Genomic DNA, 21,713 nt, shown 5'->3' on the forward strand with positions numbered 1-21,713 from the left:
CTGATTTCTTAGAACTGTCAGGGAGACGGGATGCGCTTATGGAACTTGCTGCCTTCGTGGTTTGAAATTGAAGATCGCCTTAGGCTTGAAGTTCAAAGCAGCGGCTTGGGCGACTTTCGAAATTACCTGAATGAGCAAGCGCCTTCCGTCGAACTTGTTCTGCGCCGCGTCGACAACATCAGAACTGCCTTTTATCGCGCCGAGTTTGAAGCCAGCGCATTACTGCGGCAGCGATTCGCAGATATTGAAATATCCGACGTGCTCTCTGATCTGATGGGCGTTGTCGGCGACATGGCCATGATCATCGTCGGCAGCATCCTGGCCGGAGGCGCGATGGGTGCGGGGGTAGGCGCCCTGGCGGGTGGCGTAGGCGCGGGGCCAGGCGCATTCGCCGGCATGGCTGTCGGGTTGCAAGCCAGCAGCTGGATTCTGGGCGTACTGGGGCTGGCGTCGGTCGCCGAGTTTTTCGTCCAAGGCCTGCCCGCGCTGCTGGACCACTACGTGCGCGGTATTCAGGTCGCATGGGGCGGGACCCAAGGCAACGAAGGGCTGAACCCGATTTCACAGGACGACCCGTGGGTGGTCGACCAAGCGGCACACCATATCGCCCGCGGGCATACCGAAGTGGTGATCCTGCTGCTCGGCGCAGTGGTTGAGTACCTGACCCGAGGCCGCGGCAACATGTCGGTACTCGCCGGTCAGATGCGCGCCAGCAGCAAAGGCGCGCGGCTGGCGCAGTGGATGCTCAAGCATGAAGAGGGCCTCAAGGGGCGGCCTGACTTGCAGCCTGCCAAGGCTGGAACGAGTAGCTCGACCACACCGGAGCCTAGGTTCGACAGCCATCGGGAGACCGATCGACCGGGCGGGAAGAAACCGCTGGGCATGCCGGAATACAAGGTGCCATGCTTTAACGCGAGCAACCTGCATTACAGCAAGATTCCCGAGTTCGACAGGCAACTGGTGGGACAGGAAAGAGGCCTGAATGACCTGACCGTGGATGAGTATTTGCGCGGGCGGGAGGCGTTTAAGGCTGGGGAAAAGGTTAGGGATCCGAGGGTGGCGAAGAAAGCGCGCGAAAACCTTGCGGTCAACCTGACCCAGAAAATCAGCCGAAAACTGCGTAAGCAGGGGCTTTCTGAGCAACATGCTGACAAGTTGGCTGCGACATTGACTAGGGAAAAACTGAGGACGCTCGCGGCCCTTCACAATCCTGATCTCTTCGCAGGAGGCAAAGATTTTATATCTGACTTTGGAGACCGGTCGGTAAACGCCAGCATCGGAGCGCAATGGCGTCAGCGAATTGAGGGGCTTGATGCTTTGGCAAATAAAGTCAGCTTGAACAATCGTGCTACGACGTTAGTCAATGCCAAACTGGAACGCTGTAACTAGAGGTAACTATGGAAGAGTACTACGAATATTTCCTTGAAAAACTGGGCCCTGCGCTGGAGAGAAGAGAGGTACCTCTATCATCAGTGGAAAAATACGCTGAGAAACTCCCTCACCAACTCCTGAAGCAGTGGGGGGAGCACGGATGGAGTGGCTATGCCGAGGGACTTTTCTGGACCGTCAATCCTGCGGAGTATCAGGAAGTGATCCGCTCATGGCTGGATGATTCAGGAATCCCCGATTCCGGCTTTTATCACACGATCGCCAGAAGTGCTTTCGGCGACCTTTACCTTTGGCATGAGAAAACAGGGAATTGGCTGGACGTAACGGCCCCCTACGCACGCTTTCATAAAACCCAAGAGGTAGTGCAAAGCGATGAATTCAACGACGAAATCGCGCTATTTTTTGCAAGTCGTAATCGGGAGTCTAATGATCTTGACGACCTATTCCAACAAGCTCTAAAAAAACTCGGCACGCTACAACCCGATGAAATGTACGGTTTCGTACCTGCCCTTGCCCTCGGCGGCCCGGCTGATCTGAAGCATCTGCAGAAGCTCAAAACCATCGAGCACCTCACTTTTCTTTCACAACTCGCGCCGCTGACGGATTGGGGATTCCCGGACCTTGACTCGCTTTGAGTCCTCGTCGGGATTGAGCCTGGTTGGTTGTTTTGGCCCCGCCCGCTGGTTTAACGCCGCACGTTGGGACCGAATGCTGGCGCTTGTGCAAGATCCCGGAGTTCGACAGGCAACTGGTGGGACAGGAAAGAGGCCTGAATGACCTGACCGTGGATGAGTATTTGCGCGGGCGGGAGGCGTATACGGCTGGGGAGAAGGTGAGAGATCCGAAAGTGGCTAGGAGCGCCAGAAAGGCCTTGGAGGATCGCTTCATTAAAGACGCGATGGGAAAAATGGAGCTAAACGGCACTCCGCTGATGGAGGCAAGACGCGCGGCGAAGACCATCGCGCGAGAGAAGATGAGCGCCCTTGCCGCATTGCATAACCCCGATTTATTTGCGGGAGGAAAAGATATCGTTTCTGACTTCGGAGATGCGCGAGTCAATTCAAGTATCGGCGCTCAGTGGCGAGGCCGAATAGATGGCCTGGACAACGCTGCGAGCAAAATGGGCGTAGATATGCGTGACGGCGCCAAAATCACCGCAAGACTTGAACGGTGTAGATAAGACCATGGACGAATATTATGTTTGTTTGATTGAAGAAGTGGGTCCGGAAACATACAGAAGAGAAGTTCCCATATCATCTATAGAAAGGTATACGGGGATACTGCCTCGGCAATTATTATCGCATTGGCATCGCTATGGCTGGAGTGGCTATGGAAATGGAGTATTTTGGTGCGTCAATCCAGCCGAGTACGAGGTAGCTGTGCGTTCATGGCTGTTGGAGTCGGGCATTCCAGATCCTGACACCTACCATGTGATCGCAAGAGGAGCATTTGGTGACATTTATTTGTGGCAGCAAAACACCGGAAGCTGGCTAACAATTAATTCCGTTTATGCTAGATACATGCAGTCTACTCGACATATACCCACCGAACGCTTTGATGACGAGATCAAAATGTTCTTTGCGTCATTTGATCACGCTTCGAATGACTTTGAAGATCTGTTTGAAAAAGCACTGACAGCACTCGGCCCGCTACAGCCCGACGAAATGTACGGCTTCGTACCTGCCCTCGCTCTCGGCGGCCCGGCCGATCTGAAGCATCTGCAGAAGGTCAAAACAATCGAGCACTTAACCTTCTTGTCCCAGCTCGCACCTCTAACGGACTGGGGGTTTCCGGATCTTGATAGCCTTTAATTGATCCGAAAAAAATGGATTGAAGCTCGCCGCGGGATAACGAAACGATGCAGCTTGGACCGATCCATTTCGACTCGACTGAGCGTTGGCAGGCATTCTGCTTATGCAGGTGCCGAGGCGATCATTTAAATCCCGGCAAAACTCCGCTCACCGCGCCGGACAGCGTATTTCGAGGGATGCATAAACTAATGGACGATTTTCTTAATGTATTCCTAACCGAATTTGGTGCGCCCTTCTACCGAGCAGAGGTGCCGATATCGAGTATCGCGAGATACAGGAGACGGCTTCCTGATCAGCTGCTGAGTTATTGGGAGAAGTACGGATGGAGCGGCTATGCGGATGGCCTTTTTTGGACCGTAAATCCTCAGGAATTTGAGCCCATCGTCACAGAGTGGGTAAAACAAAATCCAACAATCGTCGTCGATAGCTATCATGTCATCGCTCGTAATGCGTTTGGTGACCTCCATTTGTGGGGAGAAAACACTCAGACTTTCTTAATGATCGACGCCTGCTGGGCGCGCTACTCCTATATGCGGTCAAACGTATCAAAGGACAGGAACATCTCGACGTTCTTCGCGATTCTTGATCGTGAACATTGCGATCCCTTAGCGTTCTTCGACGCCGCGAGGAAGCGCCTGGGGAGACTGAAACACGATGAAATGTATGGATTTGTCCCGGTGCTGGCGTTGGGAGGCTCGGCTCAAGAGAGATCAATTGAAGTGGCCAAAATTATTGAGCATCTTTTATTTCTCTCGCAAATTGAGCCACTGAGGCACATCGGCCTAGAAGATATTTAGCGAGTTCTCGCTGGGCGGATTAACGCTCCCTGTAAACGACGAAGGGAGTGTAAGTATGAGGCCAAATGGAAGAGTATTTCGAATATTTTTTAAAAAAAATGGGCCCCTCTGTGCATCGAAGAGAAGTCCCCCTTTCCAAACGTGAAAAATACAAAGATAGACTTCCGCCCCTGTTGATTTCTCATTGGGAAAAATACGGCTGGAGCGGTTATGGTGACGGAATATTCTGGACAGTCAATCCTGCCGAATACGATGTTTTTATCTCGGACTGGCTAGTTGACTCCGGTATCAATCAGCATGATCAATTTCACGTTATCGCACAAAGCGCCTTTGGCGATCTGTACTTATGGCAAGAAAAAACGGGCAGCCGTTTAACGATCTGCTCGGTGTATGCCCGTTACTCACTTCGAAAAACTAATTCGGTTGCTATCAATCCGGATATAAGCGTGCAGTCTTTCTTCGCCTCGAAAAAGCCGGAGAATAATGATTTAGAAGGGCTCTTCTGCGAAGCGCTGAAAACACTTGGCCCACTACAACCCGACGAAATGTACGGCTTCGTCCCAGCCCTCGCTTTCGGCGGCCCGGCCGACCTAAAGCATCTGCAGAAGCTCAAAACCATCGAGCACCTCACTTTTCTGTCCCAGCTCGCACCTCTGACGGATTGGGGATTCCCGAACCTTGACTCGCTTTGAGTCGTTTGCCCGGATTGAGCCTGGTTGTTCTGTTCCAGGCCCAGTTCACCGAGTTACTGACGCAGGTCAACACCGAGTGCAGATGCCTGTCCGCGTGCCAGTATCATCTGCAACACGCCAGCGACGACGAGCGCTGGCAGTGTTGCGCCGACATCCGGATAAAGATTGGCGAGCAGATGGTAGGTGAAAATCCCGCCGAGCCACGCCAGCAAGGTCAGCCAGCGCAGACCGGTCGTCGCGGCGCCATGGCTGCGACGGCGCAGGATGAAGTGATCCACCAGCACCACGCCGAACAGCGGCGCGAACACCGAGCCGATCAACAACAGGAAGTTCTGGTACTGCGCCAACGGGGCGAAGCACGCGATCAACGTGCAGATGATGCCGATCGCCAGCGCCAGATGTTCAACCTTGGCCTTCAACAGAATCCCGCTTGAAACGGCAGCCGAATGAATGTCGGCGAACGCATTTTCCGATTCATCCAGCAGGATCAGCAACAGCGGAACGCCCATCCCTGCACCCGCCAGCGCCAGCAATAACGCATTGGCTTCGCCACTGGGTGCGAACGCGAGGGTGTAGGCGACGCCCAACGTCATCAGCCAGAAATTGCCGATGAAGAACCCCAGGACTGTCCCGCCGAATACGCCCGTCGCGCGTTTGCCGAAACGGGAGTAATCGGCAATGAGCGGCAGCCAGGAAAGCGGCATCGCAATGGCGATATCGAAGCCAACCGCAAAAGGCAGCGAACCATCGCCGGCCCGGGACCAGAGCGCGGCCAGATCAGCTTTGGCGAACAGATTCCAGGTCAGCCACGCGCACGCCGCGAGCAGCAGCCAGATGCCCCACTTGCGCAAAATCTGCCGCACGAATGTGAGCGGCCCACTGACCGCGAGCAGGGTTGCCAGGCCGCCGAACAGCAGCGTCCACAGCAGCGGACTTGTCCACAGACTGCCTTCGCTGAATGCCCCGGCAGCGAGCAAACTGGCCGCGTCGCGCATGACGATGATTTCGAACGAACCCCAACCCACCAGTTGCAAGAGGTTGAGAATCGCCGGCACGCCCGCGCCTCTGGTGCCGAGGCTGAGCTTGAGCGCGGCCATCGACGACAGGCCGGTGTCGCTGCCGATTACGCCGACAGCCGCGAGCAGCAGGACGCCCACCAGAGTGCCCAGGACGATCGCGAGCATCGAGCCAGACATGCCGAGCCCCGGCGCCAGCAACGCACCGGTTTGCAGCACCATCAGGCCGATGCCGAGGGAGAACCACAGGGAAAACAGATCGCGCCCGCCGAAAACCCGCTTGCTGGCGGGGACGGGAATGTCGGGTGAGTAAGTGCTGGGTGTGTTCACGTCGCAATCTCAATTGTTTAAACGACGATCATTCCCACGCTCTGCGTGGGAATGCCGCACGGGGTGCTCAGCGCCCCTTGACGCAGAGCGTCAAGAAGGGCGTTACCACGCGTAGCGTGGGAACGATCAATCAACAGGGGTAAAACCCCGTCAGACCTTTTTGTAAAGCTGACTGCCTTCCTGCCTGAAGCGCTCGGCCTGTTCGCGCATACCTTCGGCCACAGACAGATCAACCGCCTCGATCTTCTGATTGGCCGCGTATTCGCGCACTTCCTGGGTGATCTTCATCGAGCAGAACTTCGGCCCGCACATGGAGCAGAAATGCGCGACCTTCGCCGAGTCCTTCGGCAGGGTTTCATCGTGATAGGAACGGGCCGTATCCGGATCAAGCCCAAGGTTGAACTGGTCCTCCCAACGGAATTCGAAGCGCGCCTTGCTCAAGGCGTTGTCCCGAATCTGTGCGCCCGGGTGCCCTTTCGCCAGGTCAGCTGCGTGGGCCGCGATCTTGTAAGTAATGATCCCGGTCTTCACGTCATCCTTGTTTGGCAGCCCCAAGTGTTCCTTGGGCGTGACGTAGCAGAGCATCGCGCAACCGAACCAACCGATCATGGCAGCGCCGATACCGGACGTGATGTGGTCATAGCCGGGGGCGATGTCGGTGGTCAGCGGGCCGAGCGTGTAGAACGGCGCCTCGTCGCAGCATTCCAGCTGCTTGTCCATGTTCTCTTTGATCAGTTGCATTGGCACATGGCCCGGGCCTTCGATCATGCACTGGACGTCATGCTTCCAGGCAATCTTGGTGAGCTCGCCAAGGGTCTCCAGTTCGCCGAACTGCGCTTCGTCGTTGGCGTCGGCAATCGATCCCGGACGCAGGCCATCGCCCAGCGAGAAGCTGACGTCGTAGGCCTTCATGATTTCGCAGATTTCATCGAAGTGGGTGTAAAGGAAGTTTTCCTTGTGATGCGCCAGACACCACTTGGCCATGATCGAGCCGCCACGGCTGACGATCCCGGTGACGCGCTTGGCGGTCAGCGGCACATAGCGCAGCAGCACGCCGGCGTGGATGGTGAAGTAGTCGACGCCCTGCTCTGCCTGCTCGATCAGCGTGTCGCGGAACAGCTCCCACGTCAGGTTTTCAGCGACACCACCGACTTTTTCCAGCGCCTGATAGATCGGCACCGTGCCAATCGGGACCGGCGAGTTGCGAATGATCCACTCGCGGGTTTCGTGGATGTGCTTGCCGGTGGACAGGTCCATCACCGTATCCGAGCCCCAGCGAATGCCCCAGGTCAGCTTCGCCACTTCTTCCTCGATGGACGATCCCAGCGCGCTGTTGCCGATATTGCCGTTGATCTTCACCAGGAAGTTGCGGCCGATGATCATCGGCTCCAGTTCCACATGATTGATGTTGGCGGGGATGATCGCGCGGCCTCGGGCGATTTCTTCGCGCACGAACTCGGGGGTGATCTCGTTAGGGATGCTCGCGCCGAAGCTGTGGCCGGCATGTTGCTGCTTCAAAAGACCGGCAGCGCGAGCTTCCTGTAGCTTCATGTTCTCGCGGATGGCGACGTATTCCATCTCGGCGGTGATGATGCCCTGACGCGCGTAATGCATCTGGCTGACGTTGGCCCCGGCCTTGGCGCGGCGCGGGTTGCGCACGTGGGCGAAGCGCAATTTGGTCAGCTCGGCATCGGCCAGGCGCTGCCGGCCGAAATCGGAACTCAGGCCATCAAGGCGTTCAGTGTCGCCACGGTCATTGATCCACGCCGAGCGTACGTCGCCCAATCCTTTGCGCACGTCGATGATGACGTTGGGGTCGGTGTACGGGCCCGAGGTGTCGTACACACAGACTGGCGCGTTGATCTCGCCACCGAAGTCGGTGGGGGTAATGTCCAGGCTGATTTCCCGCATCGGCACGCGGATGTCCGGACGCGAGCCCTGAACGTAGATTTTCTGCGAACGGGTGAACGGCTGAACCGACCCCGAATCGACCTGGGCGGACTCACTCAGATTGGCGTTTTTTAGTGTTGTACTCATCACGGGCTCTCCAGACATCATCCAGCGGCGGATTGATTTGTCGGAGCATGAGCCTGATTCGAACGGACGGATGCACCCTGGAATAGACACGGATGCTGAGAATCGATAGACGAGGACTGTTCAGAATTTGAACAAAACGACCCCGGACGACACTCAAGAGGACTCGCCGGGAGACGAGAAATCTTGTTCCCTACGCAGGCGCTAACCTGATCAGGTTCAACGGGATCCGGATTATCCGATCTCAGCCTCATAGCAAGGCACCCCGACAAGAACGGCGTCAGTCTAGACGTCGCGTGTGGCAAACGCCAAGCGCGGAATTCAAACACTTGTTAAATGGCTGTTTTGCCGGATTGTTGTCGACATCGTCCGGAACTACACTCGCTACGCGACGCCAAAGCCATCGGACCAAGATTTGGCGACAACAACTACTAGGGAATGTCTATGCTGCGCAACCTTTCACTGGCCATTGCCGTGTCGTGTGCTTCGAGTGCGATGGCCGGGGCAGCTGACTTGCCACTGCCGACCAAGACCGGTCTGGTGAGCGTTTATCAGGAAGCGGTCAACAACAACGCCGACCTGGCGGCCGCGCGCGCCAGCTACGACGCGCAGAAAGAGATTGTGCCTCAGGCTCGCGCAGGCCTGCTGCCGAACATTTCGGGCGGCGCCGACATCAACGACACTCGCACCAAAATCGACGAACCCTCTGCCGTGATCAACCGCAGCGGTACGGTCTACCGCGCGACCCTGAGTCAGCCGATCTTTCGCGCCGATCGCTGGTTCCAACTCAAGGCCGCCAAGAACGTCAATGAACAGGCCATGCTCCAACTGTCGGCAACCGAGCAGAACCTGATCCTGCAAAGCGCCGAAGATTATTTCGCAGTGCTGCGCGCCCAGGACAATCTGGCCTCGACCAAAGCTGAGGAAGCCGCGTTCAAGCGTCAGCTCGATCAGGCCAACGAGCGGTTCGATGTCGGGCTTTCGGACAAGACCGACGTGCTTCAGGCGCAGGCCAGTTATGACACGGCCCGCGCAGCACGCATCGTTGCCAAGCGTCAGGTGGATGATGCATTTCAGGCGCTGATTACCCTGACCAACCGGGACTACAACTCGATCGAAGGCATCGTTCACACGTTGCCGGTGCTGGCGCCGACGCCTAACGACGCCAAATCGTGGGTCGATACGGCGACCCAACAGAACCTCAACCTGCTGGCCAGCAATTACGCTGTCAGCGCTGCGGAAGAAACGTTGCGCCAGCGCAAGGCCGGTCATGCGCCGACAGTCGATGCCGTGGCGCAGTACGAAAAAGGCGACAACGACCCGCTGGGCTTCACCAATCCCAACTACACCGGGCAAAGCTTTCACGGCAGCGTCGAGCAGCGCACCATCGGCCTGCAGGTGAACATCCCGATCTACAGCGGCGGCCTGACCAGCTCGCAAGTCCGCGAAGCCTACGCCCGCCTCGGCCAGTCCGAACAGCAGCGCGAAGGGCTGCGCCGCCAGGTGGTGGAAGACACCCGCAACCTGCACCGCGCGGTGAACACCGATGTGGAGCAGGTGCAGGCGCGCAAGCAGTCGATCATTTCCAACCAGAGCGCGCTGGAAGCCACGGAAATCGGCTATCAGGTCGGCACACGCAATATCGTTGACGTACTGGATGCGCAGCGTCAGCTCTACGCCTCGGTGCGCGACTACAACAACACGCGCTACGACTACATCCTCGACAACCTGCGCCTGAAACAGGCCGCTGGCACCTTGAGCCCCGGCGACTTGCAGGATCTGTCGCGCTTCCTGAAACCGGACTACAACCCGGACAAAGATTTCCTCCCGCCTGATCTGGCGAAAGAAGCCGCGAAGAACTTCGAAAGGCCGACCGAGCGATAATCAGACGTCAGACCCGCAGGATCGAGGTCTGGCGCTGGATAAGCTACGGTGGATAGTCAGCCTTCGCGAGCAAGCTCGCTCCTACAGGATTTGTGTCTGGCCGGATAATCCGGCAATGCCCGGAGAATCGTGTGGGAGTGAGCCAACTGTCTTGAACTTTCCCTTCGATCAACGGCGTGACACTCGACGCCTTCCCGGCTGAAGCCGGTCCTACAAACCTGCAACGTCCGTAGGACCGGCTTCAGCCGGGAAGAGATCGGTTCAGGCTGTGGAGATGCAGGGTCTGGGAATCAGCCTTCGCGAGCAAGCTCGCTCCCACACGTTTTGTGTCTGGCCGGAGAATCCGGCAATGCCCGGAGAATCGTGTGGGAGTGAGCCAACTGTCTTTAACTTTCCCTTCGATCAACGGCGTGACACTCGACGCCTTCCCGGCTGAAGCCGGTCCTACGAACCTTGCAGCGTCTGTAGGACCGGCTTCAGCCGGGAACAGGCAGGTGCATCCGGCGGGGATGCAGCGTCAGAACCCGGTTGCCACGGAATCAGTGCAGCAAGCGGCCGATACCGTTCAGCAATTTCTGCAGCGCGCCCTGATTGGCTTTCATCACCGCCAGCCCTGCATCGGCCATGGCCTTCGCGGCTTCGGGATGTTCGATCAGTCGCTTGACCGCTGCAGCCAGGGCTGCCGAGTCGCTTGCCTCCTCCAACGCTCCCGCACCGCGCAGCATCGCGGCAATTTCGAGGAAGTTGAACAGGTGCGGACCGCTCAACACCGGTTTATCCAACGCCGCTGGCTCGAGCAGGTTATGCCCGCCATTGGGCACCAGACTCCCGCCGACGAACGCGATGTCCGCCAACGCATAGAGAAACAGCAGTTCGCCCATCGTATCGCCAACGAGCACCGACGTTGCCTGCGTAACGGGATCGCCCGTGGAGCGTCGGACGCTGGAAAACCCTTGCTGGCGCGTGAGTTCGAACACGCTGCCGAAACGCTCGGGATGACGCGGCACCACGATCAGCAAAGCGTCGGGGTGCGATTGCATCACGTCGCGATGGGCGGACAACACCACTTCATCCTCGCCGGCATGGGTGCTGGCTGCGATCCATACCGGGCGCTGAACAAGCCCCCAGGCCTCACGCTGTTGCACCGCGCGCTCCAGCAGTTGCGGATCAATCGTCAGATCGAACTTGATCGAGCCCGTGACGACCACCGACTCCGCACGCGCGCCCAGATCGAGAAAGCGCTGAGCCTCGACCTGCGTCTGTGAGGCAATCAGGCTCATCTCGGCGAGCATCGGCCGCGTAAGCCTGGCGAACCGTGCGTATCCCCGCGCCGAACGTTCTGACAACCGGGCGTTGGCAAGGACCGTCGCTATTCCGCGCTTCGCGCACTGATGGATGTGGTTGGGCCAAAGCTCTGTTTCCATGATCACACCGATCTTCGGCTGGACATGATCAAGGAAGCGCGAAGCCGCCCACGGGAAGTCGTAAGGCAGGTAGCAATGCTGCACGCGCGGCTCGTTGGCGAACATCGACTGAATGCGCTCGGAGCCGGTCGGGGTCATGCAGGTGATGGTCACCGGAAGCTGCGGGTATTGCGTCAGCAGCGCTCGAATCATGGGGGCTGCAGCAATACTCTCGCCCACCGATACGGCATGAACCCAGATACCGCCACGCTGCATGGCAGGCAGCCCAAAGGCGAAGCGCTCACCGATTCGTTGCGCGTACGCAGGCGCCTTGCGGGCACGAAGCCAGAGGCGCAGTGCAATAAAAGGCAGTCCAAGATGAAACAGGAAGGTGTAGAGAGTTCTATTCATGGGCGCGGAGTTTATCAGCCAATGGCCTTCAAATGATGAGTGAAACATTCGGCGAGCCAGCGCGCGGCAGGCCCGAGTGGCTCATCGCGTCGCCAGACCATTTCCACCACCAGCGCCGGCGGCGTCCATTCGCTGCTCAGCTCGATCATCTGATTTTGATAGGCCGGATATTGCACCACGTGTCGCGGCAGCCAGGCCCAGCCTAGTCCTCTCATCAGCAGTTCTGCCATGGCGTAGAAACTGTCGGCGCGCCATACCTGCGGGCTCAATTGCTCGCCACCGGGGTAACCGCTCTGCTGCGGCGTAATGAGCAGCTGTCGATGCCGCGCCAACTGCTGGCGCGTAACAAGCGGCTGATCCGCCAACGGGTGACTGGTTGCACAGACCGTCACCATCTCGACGCTGCCCAGCGCTCGCCGCTCCAGGGCTTGAGGCATCTGTTCATGATGGAACAGCAGACCGAGATCGGCGCGACGCTCCAGCAGTTTGCGTGCAACGTCGCCCTGGGCGCCGCTGGCCAGTTGCACCTCGACACTCGGAAACCGATCGTCCAGCGCCTCAAGACTGTCCAGCACCGGCTGATAAGGCATGGCCTCGTCGAGCGCCAGACGCAGGCGCGCTTCCTGACCCCGCATCAGCGCCAGCGCCCGGCCATCCAGTCGTTCACACTGGCGCAGCAGCTCCCGGGCTTCTTCCAGCAACGCACTGCCCGCTTCGGTGAGACGCGGCTGCCGGCCACTGCTTCGGTCGAACAGACTCACTCCCAAGTCGGATTCGAGCATTGCGATCGCGCTGCTGACCGCCGACTGCGCGCGTTTCGAGGCGCGCGCCACGGCAGAAAACGAGCGCTGCTCAGCGACGCTGACGAATAGCTGGATTTGCTCGAGACTCCACTGCATCAACTACAACCTATCAGCCAGTCAGATAGGTAATGACTTTACCGCATCTGGGCAACGCCTAGAATGGGCTCAGGAATCAAGAACGTTTGTCACTGAGAGTCTCGCCATGCCTGCTTACTACCTGCTCGCCATTGCCATCTGCGCTGAAGTCATCGGTACCGTCTCGATGAAGGCAGTCAAGGGCTTCAGCACCCCGCTGCCGTTGCTGCTCGTCATCGTTGGCTACGCCGTCGCCTTCTGGATGCTGACCCTGGTCGTGCGCACCATTCCGGTGGGCGTTGCCTACGCGGTATGGGCGGGCATGGGCATCGTCATGGTGAGCATTGCGGCGCTGTTCATTTACGGACAGAAACTGGATCTGCCCGCCATCGCCGGCATGGGCCTGATCGTCGCGGGCGTGGTGGTCATCCAGCTGTTCTCGAAAACGGCGGGTCATTAAAGAGGTCATTGAAAAGCGGCTTCCCCTATAATGGCCACTTCGATTCGCCATTCGAGGTGCGCATGTCATCCGCTATTTCCACTGACGTCCTGATAGTCGGCGCTGGCGTTGCCGGGCTCTGGCTCAACGCACGTCTGCGCCGGCAGGGCTTTTCGACAGTCGTGGTGGAAAACGCCAGCCTTGGCGGCGGGCAGACGTTCAAGTCTCAAGGGATCATTCACGGTGGCGCTAAGTACGCGTTGCACGGCGCACTGTCCGGCGCCTCGGAAGCCATTGCCGACATGCCTCGGCGCTGGCGTGAGGCACTCGCTGGCAAGGGCGAACTGAATCTGTCCGGCGTACGCCTGCTGTCTGAAGCCCATTATCTGTGGTCGCCAGGCACCATCGCAGGCAATCTCACCAGCTTTTTCGCGAGCAAAGCCGTGCGCGGCCGAGTCGATCAGGTGAAGGGCTCGGAACTGCCGCCAGCGCTGCAGAGCCCACGCTTCAAGGGCAAGGTTTATCGCTTGGCCGAGTTGGTCATCGACGTCCCGAGCCTCGTTGAAAACCTGGCCCGGCTTGCCGGCGACAGCCTGCTGGCCGGGGCCCTCATCGAACCGTTGCGTCACGAAGGCGAACTGGTGGGCTTGCGTGTAGACGGTCGCGACATCCACGCCCAGCGCATCGTGCTCAGCGCGGGCGATGGCAATGCCGAGCTGCTGGACGCCCTCGGCGTGAGCCATCCAGCCATGCAGCGTCGTCCGCTGCACATGGTGCTGGTCAAGGGCCCGACGCTCAAGCCGCTGTATGCGCATTGCCTGGGCGGCGGGCCGAAGCCGCGCATTACCGTGACCACTCACCCCGCAGCGGACGGCCAATGGGTGTGGTATCTGGGCGGCGATATTGCCGAGGCCGAAGGTGTCGCGCGCGACCCGGTGGAGCAGATCGCCGCTGCGAAAAAAGAACTCACGCAGCTGCTGCCATGGGTCGATCTCAGTCAGGCGCAATTCGCCACGCTGCGGGTCGACCGCGCAGAACCTCAGCAGACCGGCCTCGTGCGCCCGGACAACGCCTTCCTCGACGTACAAGGTCGGCTGATGGTCGGCTGGCCCACCAAGCTGGCGCTGGCGCCTGACTTCGCCGACCGCGTGCTGGCGTCTCTGTCCCGTGACGCCATTCACCCGATCCCGCAACCCACGCACAGCGACTTCCCCAAGCCGCCGCTCGCCACTCCTGTCTGGGATCTGCTGCTGCCATGAAAACCCTGCACGACTTGCATCGCCCGCTGGGCAATCTCGGCATCCATGTGTCACCGATCGGCCTGGGCACGGTCAAGCTGGGCCGTGATCAAGGTGTGAAATACCCTAACGGCTTCACGATCCCTGATGATCACGAGGCACAGATGCTGCTCAAGCTGGCGCGGGATCTGGGCATCAACCTGATCGACACCGCCCCTGCCTACGGACGCAGCGAGGAGCGGCTTGGCCCTTTGTTGCGCGGGCAGCGCCAGGATTGGGTGATCGTCAGCAAGGTCGGCGAAGAGTTCGAAGCAGGCCAATCCAGCCACGACTTCAGCGCAGCCCACACGCGGCTGTCGGTGGAGCGCAGCCTCAAGCGGCTGGAAACCGACTTCATCGATCTGGTGCTGGTGCACTCGGACGGCAACGACCTGCACGTACTCACTGAGTGCGAGGTTTACCAGACGCTGGCCGACCTCAAGCGCGAAGGCAAGATTCGAGGCTTCGGTTTTTCCGGCAAAACCGTCGAGGGCGGATTGCGAGCGTTGCAGGACGGCGATTGCGCAATGGTCACCTACAACCTCAACGAGCAAGGCGAAAAGCCGGTCCTCGACTACGCTGCTGCTCACGGCAAAGCAATACTGATAAAAAAAGCGCTGGCGAGCGGGCACGTTTGCCTGAGTCCCGGTGTCGATCCTGTGCAAGCCAGTTTCGAGCTGCTGTTTGGGCATCCCGGCGTCACTGGTGCTATCGTCGGGACGATCAATCCGCTGCACCTGGCCCATAACGTGGCAACCGCCGCCGCCGTGATTCGTCGCCAAGCCTGAACCGGGCGGCCGACCCCAACGCAAGAAGGAGCCGATATGCCGCGAACGTTGATTCGGAAAAACCCCAGCAACTTCAAGACCCTGCCGTTGTTTGTCGAAGCCACTCCCGAAAGCCTCAGCTACCAGAGCGTCGGGATGCCGCTGAATTTTGCCCAGACCCTCTCTCGCCGCCGCAAGATAGAAGTGGACAACAGCGAGCGCTTTTCCACGGAGCTCGCCAATCTCGGCGTCTCGGTGCGCCTGACGCTTAATTGGCAGAACCGCGATTACTGGGTGCTCGTGCGCCAGCGTCGGCAGGATCGCGGCGATGTGGTGTTGAAGCTGATTTCCGGATATGTCCCTGCGCACGAGCTGAATCTGCCGCTGCACACGGCCATTCAGGAAGTGGCCGAAGAATGCCTGATCGAGACGCCGCAAGGCTGGTTGGGCGGCCGCTTCAACGACACCTGGCTGCCGGCGCCCTACGCCGCAGCCCTGCATTACCGCGAAGCCATGCCGTTTCGCCTGAGCCCGCTTTCGGGTGCCGCTCGCCCGGTACGCTGCGGCAGCATGACCCTGATCGAACGCCCTCGCGCGTATGTGCACCTGCCTACTGCGTCGCTGCAACTGATCTACGACATGCGCCTGGAAGTGCCGAAAGAGGCGCGGCCGCTCAGTCTTTTCCACGTCGATGAGAGCCTCGAGAACGACCAACTCGTTGCGCGACTCAACCGCAGCAAACCCGACCTGTACTTGATGCCGCTGGAAAATGGCGCGCCGCTGCCTCAGCTGTTCACCCTGAAAAACGACAAGCTTTCACCGGCCGGCACCCGAGGCCTTTATCTGGCAGAGAGCTTTGCCGCGCAGGATGGCTGGGTGGTGCGCGACGAGCGCATTCGCTGGAAAGACTGGATCGTCCAGCAAGGGCTGGCGCCCGGCAAGAAAACCCGCTCGCCCATGAAGCGGCTGCGGGTGAAAGCGCGCCAGCTCGTCAGGAAGATCCGCGAGCTGAAGGGTTAACGCGGGGCGTCTATTGCTCCGGCACGTCTCGGAGTCGTCGATCCAGAAACGTGCGCACGCGCGCGAAGGCGTGGAAGTAGCGATTCTCGCGCTTGCCCATGCCACGTTTCGGCGAGAAGGACTCGTCCGCATATGCGCCAGTGATGCGAACACGTGAAGCAGTGGTGTTCATCAGGCACACCTTGGCGCCGGCTTGCTGAAGGACAAATTTGAGCAGCCGCTCGGAATGCAGCTTCCTTCCCGTGGCCTCGCAGAAGGCGAATATACGTTCGATGCGGTTGCCGTAGGCTTTGTAGACATCTCGTCCACAAATCGCGAAGCGGTCATTCAGGCCGCCCCACCATTGCCAGTCCGGAATGTAGACGTTCATGCGACGCGCCAGCGGGCGCTTGAATACGTAAGCCGGCAGCGGCTTGTGGTAGAAATTATCCGGGCGGGCGAACACCACGAAGTCTGGCTCGAATGCCTCGACCATCGCCGTCACTTCGCGCAGGGAATTAAGCTGATAGATCAGATTGCGTAACGAAACGTGCTCATCGCCCCACGTGTCGCCCTGCTCTTTGACGCGCTCGAAATCCCAGCGGTCAAGCACACCGTCCGTGAAGTCAAGCCGACCAGACATGCCTTGGAAAACGGCATAATTGTCGGCATCAAGCGCAGCCGCTTCACCCGAGCGCGGGTTGTGAACTTCGTCGATTTTATAAAGATGATAGAAACAGCGAACCTCAGCAGTCGAGGGCAACTGCGCGAGGATGTTTTCTTCAATGGACGGGAAGCAGATCTCGGAATTACGAGGAATCCCGAAGAACGCGACTGCGATTTTCAACACGTCATTTCACTCCGCCAACCCATCCATGTCCCACACTCAGCGCTTTCAGATATAAACGTGAGCCACTCATTTGAGGCGCAGGATTTTCTGCCACCAGGCGCGCGGTTGCAACGCGATACGGACCACGTCCGACTGCATCAGCCACTCGCGCTCATACTCCCAGGCGTGACCACTCCAGAGTTTTCCCGCCTCATTGGAAAAACCCAAGGTCAATAACTCGAATGAATAGCCGTGGTGCTGACGCAGCCAGTCCAGCAATACCAATACGTTGAAGCCCGTGGACGGCCCGACATAACGCTTACCTCCCGGACGTTCGACCGGGTAGTTCCAGAGCGCAGGCAGTGGAATGCGATCGTGATACAACGCTACATCGGGCAGCGGGCTGATGTGTCCTGTACAACCCACCAGCAGGGTGAAACAGCGGGCCTGTGGGTGCTGCATCAGCCGATTGATCTCAGGCCGCGGGGGCAGGCCAAAAAAATACCGGTCCGGCCCGTTGAAACCATGCACGAACAGGTTGACCGTCGTGGGGGTCAGCAAGTCCGCTTTGATGCACTGATTGAACGTCACGACGGTGTCGTTGGCGTCAAGGCCAAGCGCTTCAACGTCCGCGTGGCGGATGGCCGGATTATTGGCGACGAGTATAACGCGAGCGCTGCGACGCAGACTCTCTTGCAGCCTGAGAGGCAGGATGCCGAGCACGTCCTGATGCCCGCCCGGAAGTTGCTCCAGATCCAGCGAATCCCGATCCAGCGAGTCCCGAGCTATCGGGTCTTGTTGCTCCACCATTCAGCCGGCCACCTTCATCCCGTAGCGCAGTTTTGCCCAGAGACGGGCGATCATACCGGGCGGCGTCCAGGGGCGCATGTCGGCCTGTATCGCTGCGGCCAGATCACGGCCCACACGTGTGAATGAATAGCGGGTTTGCGCAAACGCCTGGCCGTTGCGGGCAATGGATTCGGCGAGTTCAGGGTTGTCTTGCAGCCACTTGAGCTTTTCCAGCGCTTCGCTTTCCGAGCGATACAGCACAACGTTATGCATATCCCGGAAGCCGAGCAGATCATCTTCCTCGCCCTGACTCCACGCCAGCAGAACGCAGCCGCAGGCCATGGCCTCGAAGTTCTTGATCATGAACTCGCCCATGCCGATGTCAGCACTCACGAAGATACGAATGCGGTTGAGCATGTGCAGGTAGTCTTTGCCGGATTCAGTGCGCGTTACCAGCATGCCGGTCTGGGCCGCCATGCGTTCGAGAAAGGCTTTGCGGCGGCCGTATTCGGTGCTTTTCAGACTGCCCAGAAAGCCAAGCGGTATGTCTCGTTCAGTCTCGGTATTGCACAGCATCGCGTCGTCGTACCCTTTGGAGACGAACACCGCGTCGATGCCTTCATCGCGAAAACGACGGGCCACGACGCTGCCCGATACGATCACGCGGGACCACGGCAGTCGGCTGTAGAGCGCCGAATAACGGCCGCGGTATTTACTCTCGGGCATGTAGTTCTGATAGGCATCGTGTTCAAGGAACACCAGGCCCGGCACGCATTTGAGCACCGGAACCTGTGGGGCGAGACGTTTCAGTCTGGAGAAAATCACCACGCGATCAAAGCGTTGATAATCAACCGACGCCAGAAACGTCCCCAACTTCAGCTGCTGAGCCTTGCTGAGGCGATAGATGATGCACTCGTCACAATGGTGCTGCACGATCTCGTACAGGCGGTCCAGTATCACGCGCTGCTCATCCATCACCACCAGCATGACTCTCATCGAACTGCCTTACCTTAAAATTCGCCAAAAGGTGCAGTAAAGCCGAAGTCAGCGGCTCCGGATTTTCTCCACGATCGCTGTCGTCGAACTGTTCTCCACCAACCCAAGCACTTTGACCGTTCCGCCATAGGCAGTGACGATGTCAGCGCCCACGACCTGATCGACCGAGTAATCCCCTCCTTTGACCAGCACGTCCGGGCGGACATGGGTCAGCAGATTCTCGGGAGTGCCTTCTGAAAAGCTGACCACCCAATCCACTGCGCCAAGGCCTGCAAGCACCGCCATGCGACGATCGACGCTGTTGATCGGCCGACCCGGTCCTTTCAGGCGACTGACCGAGGCGTCGTCATTCACTGCGACGATCAGCCGGTCTCCCTGCGCCCTCGCCTGCTCCAGATAAGCCACATGGCCTGCGTGGAGAATGTCGAAGCAACCGTTGGTGAAAACGATCTTTTCGCCATGGGCGCGGGCGTCATCGGTCGCAAGCAGCAACTGGTCAAGCGTCAGCACGCCGCGCTCGGAACCCTCCGCCCGCTGGATCGCGCGGCGAAGCTCTGGCGCGCTGATGGCCGCCGTGCCCAGTTTGCCTACGACGATACCGGCTGCCAGATTCGCCAATGCGACGGCATGCGGCAGGTCTTCTCCTGCCGCAATGGCGGCTGCCAATGTGGAAATCACGGTGTCACCCGCGCCAGTCACATCGAAAACCTCGCGTGCGCGGGCAGGCAGATGAAGAGCCGAATGGTCTGGACGCAACAGGGTCATGCCGTGTTCGCCACGAGTGACCAGCAATGCGCCAAGCTCCAAATCAGCCATCAGACGGGCACCTCTGGCCACAAGTTCCGCTTCGTCGGAACAATGTCCAACGATAGCTTCGAACTCGCTCAGGTTAGGTGTGATCAGCGTGGCGCCACGATAGATCGTGAAATCCTTGCCTTTGGGGTCAGCCAGCACGGGAATGCCGCGCTCGCGGGCGGCCTGAATCAGCACCTGATGGTTTTTCAGGGCGCCTTTGCCGTAGTCGGACAGCACCATGACTTTCACACCGTCGAGCAACGCGTCGACTTCCTGGCTGAGTGCAACAGGGTCGGTGGTGAACGACTCTTCGAAATCGATCCGCAGCAGCTGCTGATGGCGGCTCATGACGCGCAGTTTGACAATGGTGGGCTGGTGCGCGATGCGCTGGAAGCAGGCATTCACACCGGCGGCCTTCAGACTGTCGGTGAGGCTGACGGCCGCTTCGTCCTGACCGGTCACGCCGACCAGCGAAGCCTTGGCACCAAGCGCTGCAATGTTCAGCGCGACGTTGGCTGCGCCACCCGGACGGTCTTCGATCTGATCGACCTTGACCACGGGAACAGGCGCTTCAGGGGAAATTCTCGACGTTCCGCCATGCCAATAGCGGTCGAGCATGACGTCGCCGACTACCAACACTGGTGCCTGATCAAAACGCGGCATGGACAACTTCATCGAACAACCCGTAGCTGAAATGGACAAGGGCGGAATCTTAGCACAGCCTGTATCGGACGGCGCTCAGCTCCCGGGAATTGCCCTGTGTGACCCGTTTCAGTCGGCGAAAGGCCGCACCATGAACACCTCATGGCGACGCACGGCCTTGCGGAAGAACTCGTCTTCGCCCGTCGCAGGCCATTGGCGGCCGACCAGCACGCGCTGGATCCAGCGCCGCGCCAGCCGCTTGAACGGCGGACGCCCCTGCAGATCGTGCTGCATGGCCAGCGCCATCGCTTTGTCCATCTGCGTCGACGCGTCCAGCGAGGGGCTCCAGAGGCTGTCGCTGGAAGTCTGGTAAACAAACGGCGGCAACGCTACGCCGCTACCCGCCCGCCCCATCGGCCAGCGATCGTTATCGTGGAGGTGATTGGCGTAAAGCAGCGCGACCGACGGTTTCCAGGTGCTCTGCGCAACGGCCTGATACAGCGCCTGCGTCGTCGCGACGTGGTCGGCATGGGGGTCGAGCTCTGGGTGCGGCATCACAATGACTTCTGGCTCGAAACGCTGGAGCAGCGCCACCAGATCGGCCACCAGATTGTCCCAGCAGGGTTTTCCATCCGCGTCGCCCGGCAGCGCGAACGGATTGTGGCGGCGCGCCGTGCGGATATCGCTCTCCTGCGACTCTCGCGACCCGAAGGATTGTGTGGGCGCCTCGCGCATCGCGGGCAATTGCAGGCAGTAGTAACCCAGTTGCACGCAGCGGTCTTGCGCGACGCCACCCCACAGCGGAACCGCCAGGCTGTCCCAGGTCCGCAGACGCCCCTTCAACCGGGCCGCTTCAGCCGGGCTCAGGCCCAGCCGCTGATAGCCCTCGGCCTCGATCTCGCCTTGCGTCAGGGTCACGATGGTCGGGTCGATCGTCTTGCTGTACAGCCCGAATGCCGCCAGCTCGGCGTCATCGGCATGAGGCGCCAGCACCATGACGCGCTTGTCGGCGTAATCCGGGTGACTGAGGACGTAGAGTTTCGTCGGGGTCGAGACGCGGCAGTGATGCCCTTCAAGCCGCAGACCGTCAGCCACCAGCGCTGCGTGCTGCCCGGAAAGATTCAGATAGCGCTTGCCACGCGCCCCCCGCTCGAACTCCTGTCGGTCGTCGCCGACGCTGACATAAGGATCGACCCAGCGCCCAAGCCACGTGCTTCGCAGCTCAAGCTCGAGCACCAGCGTCTGCCCCGCTTCCACGGCCGAGTCGAGGCGCAAGGTGCCGTTGACCAGGCTGACAGGGCGAACGTCGGTATCAGCAGGAAACGTATAGAGGTAGTCGCTCGCCGGCGAATAGAAAAGGTGATCCGAGAACCACGCCTCGTGCGCGACCCAGCAGACGACCAGCAGGATCGGAACCCACCACCAGGCGATGAACAGGCCGGCGGCAACGAGAGCTGCCAGGATGAACAGCATCGACACACGCTTGGCGCGTCGATGCTTTTTAAGGAGTGCTTGTTTATGCCCGCTCATGTGGG

Annotated in this window: 20 protein-coding genes and 1 riboswitch; of the genes, 11 read left to right on the forward strand and 9 right to left on the reverse strand. The window is 59.4% G+C overall.

Annotated elements, in window-relative coordinates; genetic code table 11:
* Positions 1–30: 30 nt before the first annotated feature.
* The 6 genes from BMZ10_RS17815 to BMZ10_RS17840 all read left to right on the forward strand — a co-directional run bounded on the left by BMZ10_RS17815 (position 31) and on the right by BMZ10_RS17840 (position 4,689).
* On the forward strand, positions 31–1,389 hold the full coding sequence (locus tag BMZ10_RS17815) for a DUF6861 domain-containing protein (RefSeq protein WP_093465115.1): 1,359 nt from the start codon (positions 31–33) through the stop codon (positions 1,387–1,389).
* 8 nt (positions 1,390–1,397) lie between these two features.
* Entirely contained in the window at positions 1,398–2,024 is a 627-nt protein-coding gene (locus tag BMZ10_RS17820) for a GAD-like domain-containing protein (protein ID WP_093465117.1), read from the forward strand.
* An 83-nt stretch (positions 2,025–2,107) separates the two neighbouring features.
* Positions 2,108–2,569, forward strand: a complete 462-nt coding sequence (locus tag BMZ10_RS17825; RefSeq protein ID WP_177182154.1) for a polymorphic toxin type 15 domain-containing protein — start codon at positions 2,108–2,110, stop codon at positions 2,567–2,569.
* 4 nt (positions 2,570–2,573) lie between these two features.
* Positions 2,574–3,200 carry a GAD-like domain-containing protein gene (locus tag BMZ10_RS17830; RefSeq protein WP_093465121.1) on the forward strand — a complete coding sequence of 209 codons (627 nt, stop codon included), beginning with the start codon at positions 2,574–2,576 and terminating at the stop codon, positions 3,198–3,200.
* A 188-nt stretch (positions 3,201–3,388) separates the two neighbouring features.
* Positions 3,389–3,997, forward strand: coding sequence for a GAD-like domain-containing protein (locus BMZ10_RS17835; protein ID WP_093465125.1), 609 nt, complete (start codon positions 3,389–3,391; stop codon positions 3,995–3,997).
* 65 nt (positions 3,998–4,062) lie between these two features.
* Positions 4,063–4,689 (forward strand): GAD-like domain-containing protein, encoded by a 627-nt coding sequence (locus BMZ10_RS17840; RefSeq protein WP_093465128.1) that lies wholly within the window; start codon positions 4,063–4,065, stop codon positions 4,687–4,689.
* Between the two features lie 53 nt (positions 4,690–4,742).
* Here BMZ10_RS17840 and cytX read toward each other — a convergent pair whose 3' ends face one another.
* Positions 4,743–6,035: a putative hydroxymethylpyrimidine transporter CytX gene (cytX, locus tag BMZ10_RS17845; RefSeq protein ID WP_093465131.1), complete on the reverse strand. Its 1,293-nt coding sequence runs from the start codon at positions 6,033–6,035 to the stop codon at positions 4,743–4,745.
* A 150-nt stretch (positions 6,036–6,185) separates the two neighbouring features.
* Complete coding sequence (gene thiC / locus BMZ10_RS17850) at positions 6,186–8,072, reverse strand: phosphomethylpyrimidine synthase ThiC (RefSeq protein WP_093465133.1); 1,887 nt, start codon at positions 8,070–8,072, stop codon at positions 6,186–6,188.
* Positions 8,073–8,242: 170 nt separating this feature from the next.
* A riboswitch (TPP riboswitch) is annotated at positions 8,243–8,347 on the reverse strand.
* 166 nt (positions 8,348–8,513) lie between these two features.
* Here thiC and BMZ10_RS17855 point away from each other — a divergent pair.
* Positions 8,514–9,953 carry a TolC family outer membrane protein gene (locus BMZ10_RS17855; RefSeq protein WP_093465136.1) on the forward strand — a complete coding sequence of 480 codons (1,440 nt, stop codon included), beginning with the start codon at positions 8,514–8,516 and terminating at the stop codon, positions 9,951–9,953.
* Between the two features lie 539 nt (positions 9,954–10,492).
* Here BMZ10_RS17855 and waaA read toward each other — a convergent pair.
* Together waaA and BMZ10_RS17865 are read right to left on the reverse strand one after the other, a co-directional pair.
* Complete coding sequence (gene waaA, locus BMZ10_RS17860; protein ID WP_093465139.1) at positions 10,493–11,767, reverse strand: lipid IV(A) 3-deoxy-D-manno-octulosonic acid transferase; 1,275 nt, start codon at positions 11,765–11,767, stop codon at positions 10,493–10,495.
* A gap of 14 nt (positions 11,768–11,781) precedes the next feature.
* Complete coding sequence (locus BMZ10_RS17865; protein WP_093465142.1) at positions 11,782–12,666, reverse strand: LysR family transcriptional regulator; 885 nt, start codon at positions 12,664–12,666, stop codon at positions 11,782–11,784.
* 106 nt (positions 12,667–12,772) lie between these two features.
* On the opposite strand from BMZ10_RS17865, the gene BMZ10_RS17870 reads away from it, so the two are divergent.
* From BMZ10_RS17870 to BMZ10_RS17885, 4 genes are all read left to right on the forward strand, one after another.
* Positions 12,773–13,105: a DMT family transporter gene (locus tag BMZ10_RS17870; protein ID WP_093465145.1), complete on the forward strand. Its 333-nt coding sequence runs from the start codon at positions 12,773–12,775 to the stop codon at positions 13,103–13,105.
* 62 nt (positions 13,106–13,167) lie between these two features.
* Positions 13,168–14,343: an NAD(P)/FAD-dependent oxidoreductase gene (locus tag BMZ10_RS17875; protein ID WP_093465614.1), complete on the forward strand. Its 1,176-nt coding sequence runs from the start codon at positions 13,168–13,170 to the stop codon at positions 14,341–14,343.
* Complete coding sequence (locus BMZ10_RS17880) at positions 14,340–15,149, forward strand: aldo/keto reductase (protein ID WP_093465148.1); 810 nt, start codon at positions 14,340–14,342, stop codon at positions 15,147–15,149. Before BMZ10_RS17875 ends, BMZ10_RS17880 begins: the two co-directional genes overlap by 4 nt.
* A 36-nt stretch (positions 15,150–15,185) precedes the next feature.
* Positions 15,186–16,148: a metal ABC transporter ATPase gene (locus tag BMZ10_RS17885; RefSeq protein WP_093465151.1), complete on the forward strand. Its 963-nt coding sequence runs from the start codon at positions 15,186–15,188 to the stop codon at positions 16,146–16,148.
* A 10-nt stretch (positions 16,149–16,158) separates the two neighbouring features.
* Here BMZ10_RS17885 and BMZ10_RS17890 read toward each other — a convergent pair whose 3' ends face one another.
* The 5 genes from BMZ10_RS17890 to BMZ10_RS17910 all read right to left on the reverse strand — a co-directional run bounded on the left by BMZ10_RS17890 (position 16,159) and on the right by BMZ10_RS17910 (position 21,708).
* Positions 16,159–16,977 (reverse strand): hypothetical protein, encoded by an 819-nt coding sequence (locus BMZ10_RS17890; protein ID WP_093465154.1) that lies wholly within the window; start codon positions 16,975–16,977, stop codon positions 16,159–16,161.
* A gap of 66 nt (positions 16,978–17,043) precedes the next feature.
* Positions 17,044–17,766, reverse strand: a complete 723-nt coding sequence (locus BMZ10_RS17895) for a hypothetical protein (RefSeq protein ID WP_093465157.1) — start codon at positions 17,764–17,766, stop codon at positions 17,044–17,046.
* Entirely contained in the window at positions 17,767–18,741 is a 975-nt protein-coding gene (locus tag BMZ10_RS17900; protein WP_093465160.1) for a glycosyltransferase, read from the reverse strand.
* Positions 18,742–18,789: 48 nt separating this feature from the next.
* Positions 18,790–20,211, reverse strand: a complete 1,422-nt coding sequence (gene hldE, locus BMZ10_RS17905; RefSeq protein ID WP_093465163.1) for a bifunctional D-glycero-beta-D-manno-heptose-7-phosphate kinase/D-glycero-beta-D-manno-heptose 1-phosphate adenylyltransferase HldE — start codon at positions 20,209–20,211, stop codon at positions 18,790–18,792.
* Between the two features lie 96 nt (positions 20,212–20,307).
* Entirely contained in the window at positions 20,308–21,708 is a 1,401-nt protein-coding gene (locus BMZ10_RS17910) for a PIG-L family deacetylase (RefSeq protein WP_093465166.1), read from the reverse strand.
* Positions 21,709–21,713 lie beyond the last annotated feature (5 nt).

It is taken from the genome of Pseudomonas sp. NFR16, from assembly GCF_900108875.1.
Taxonomy (GTDB): Bacteria; Pseudomonadota; Gammaproteobacteria; order Pseudomonadales; family Pseudomonadaceae; genus Aquipseudomonas.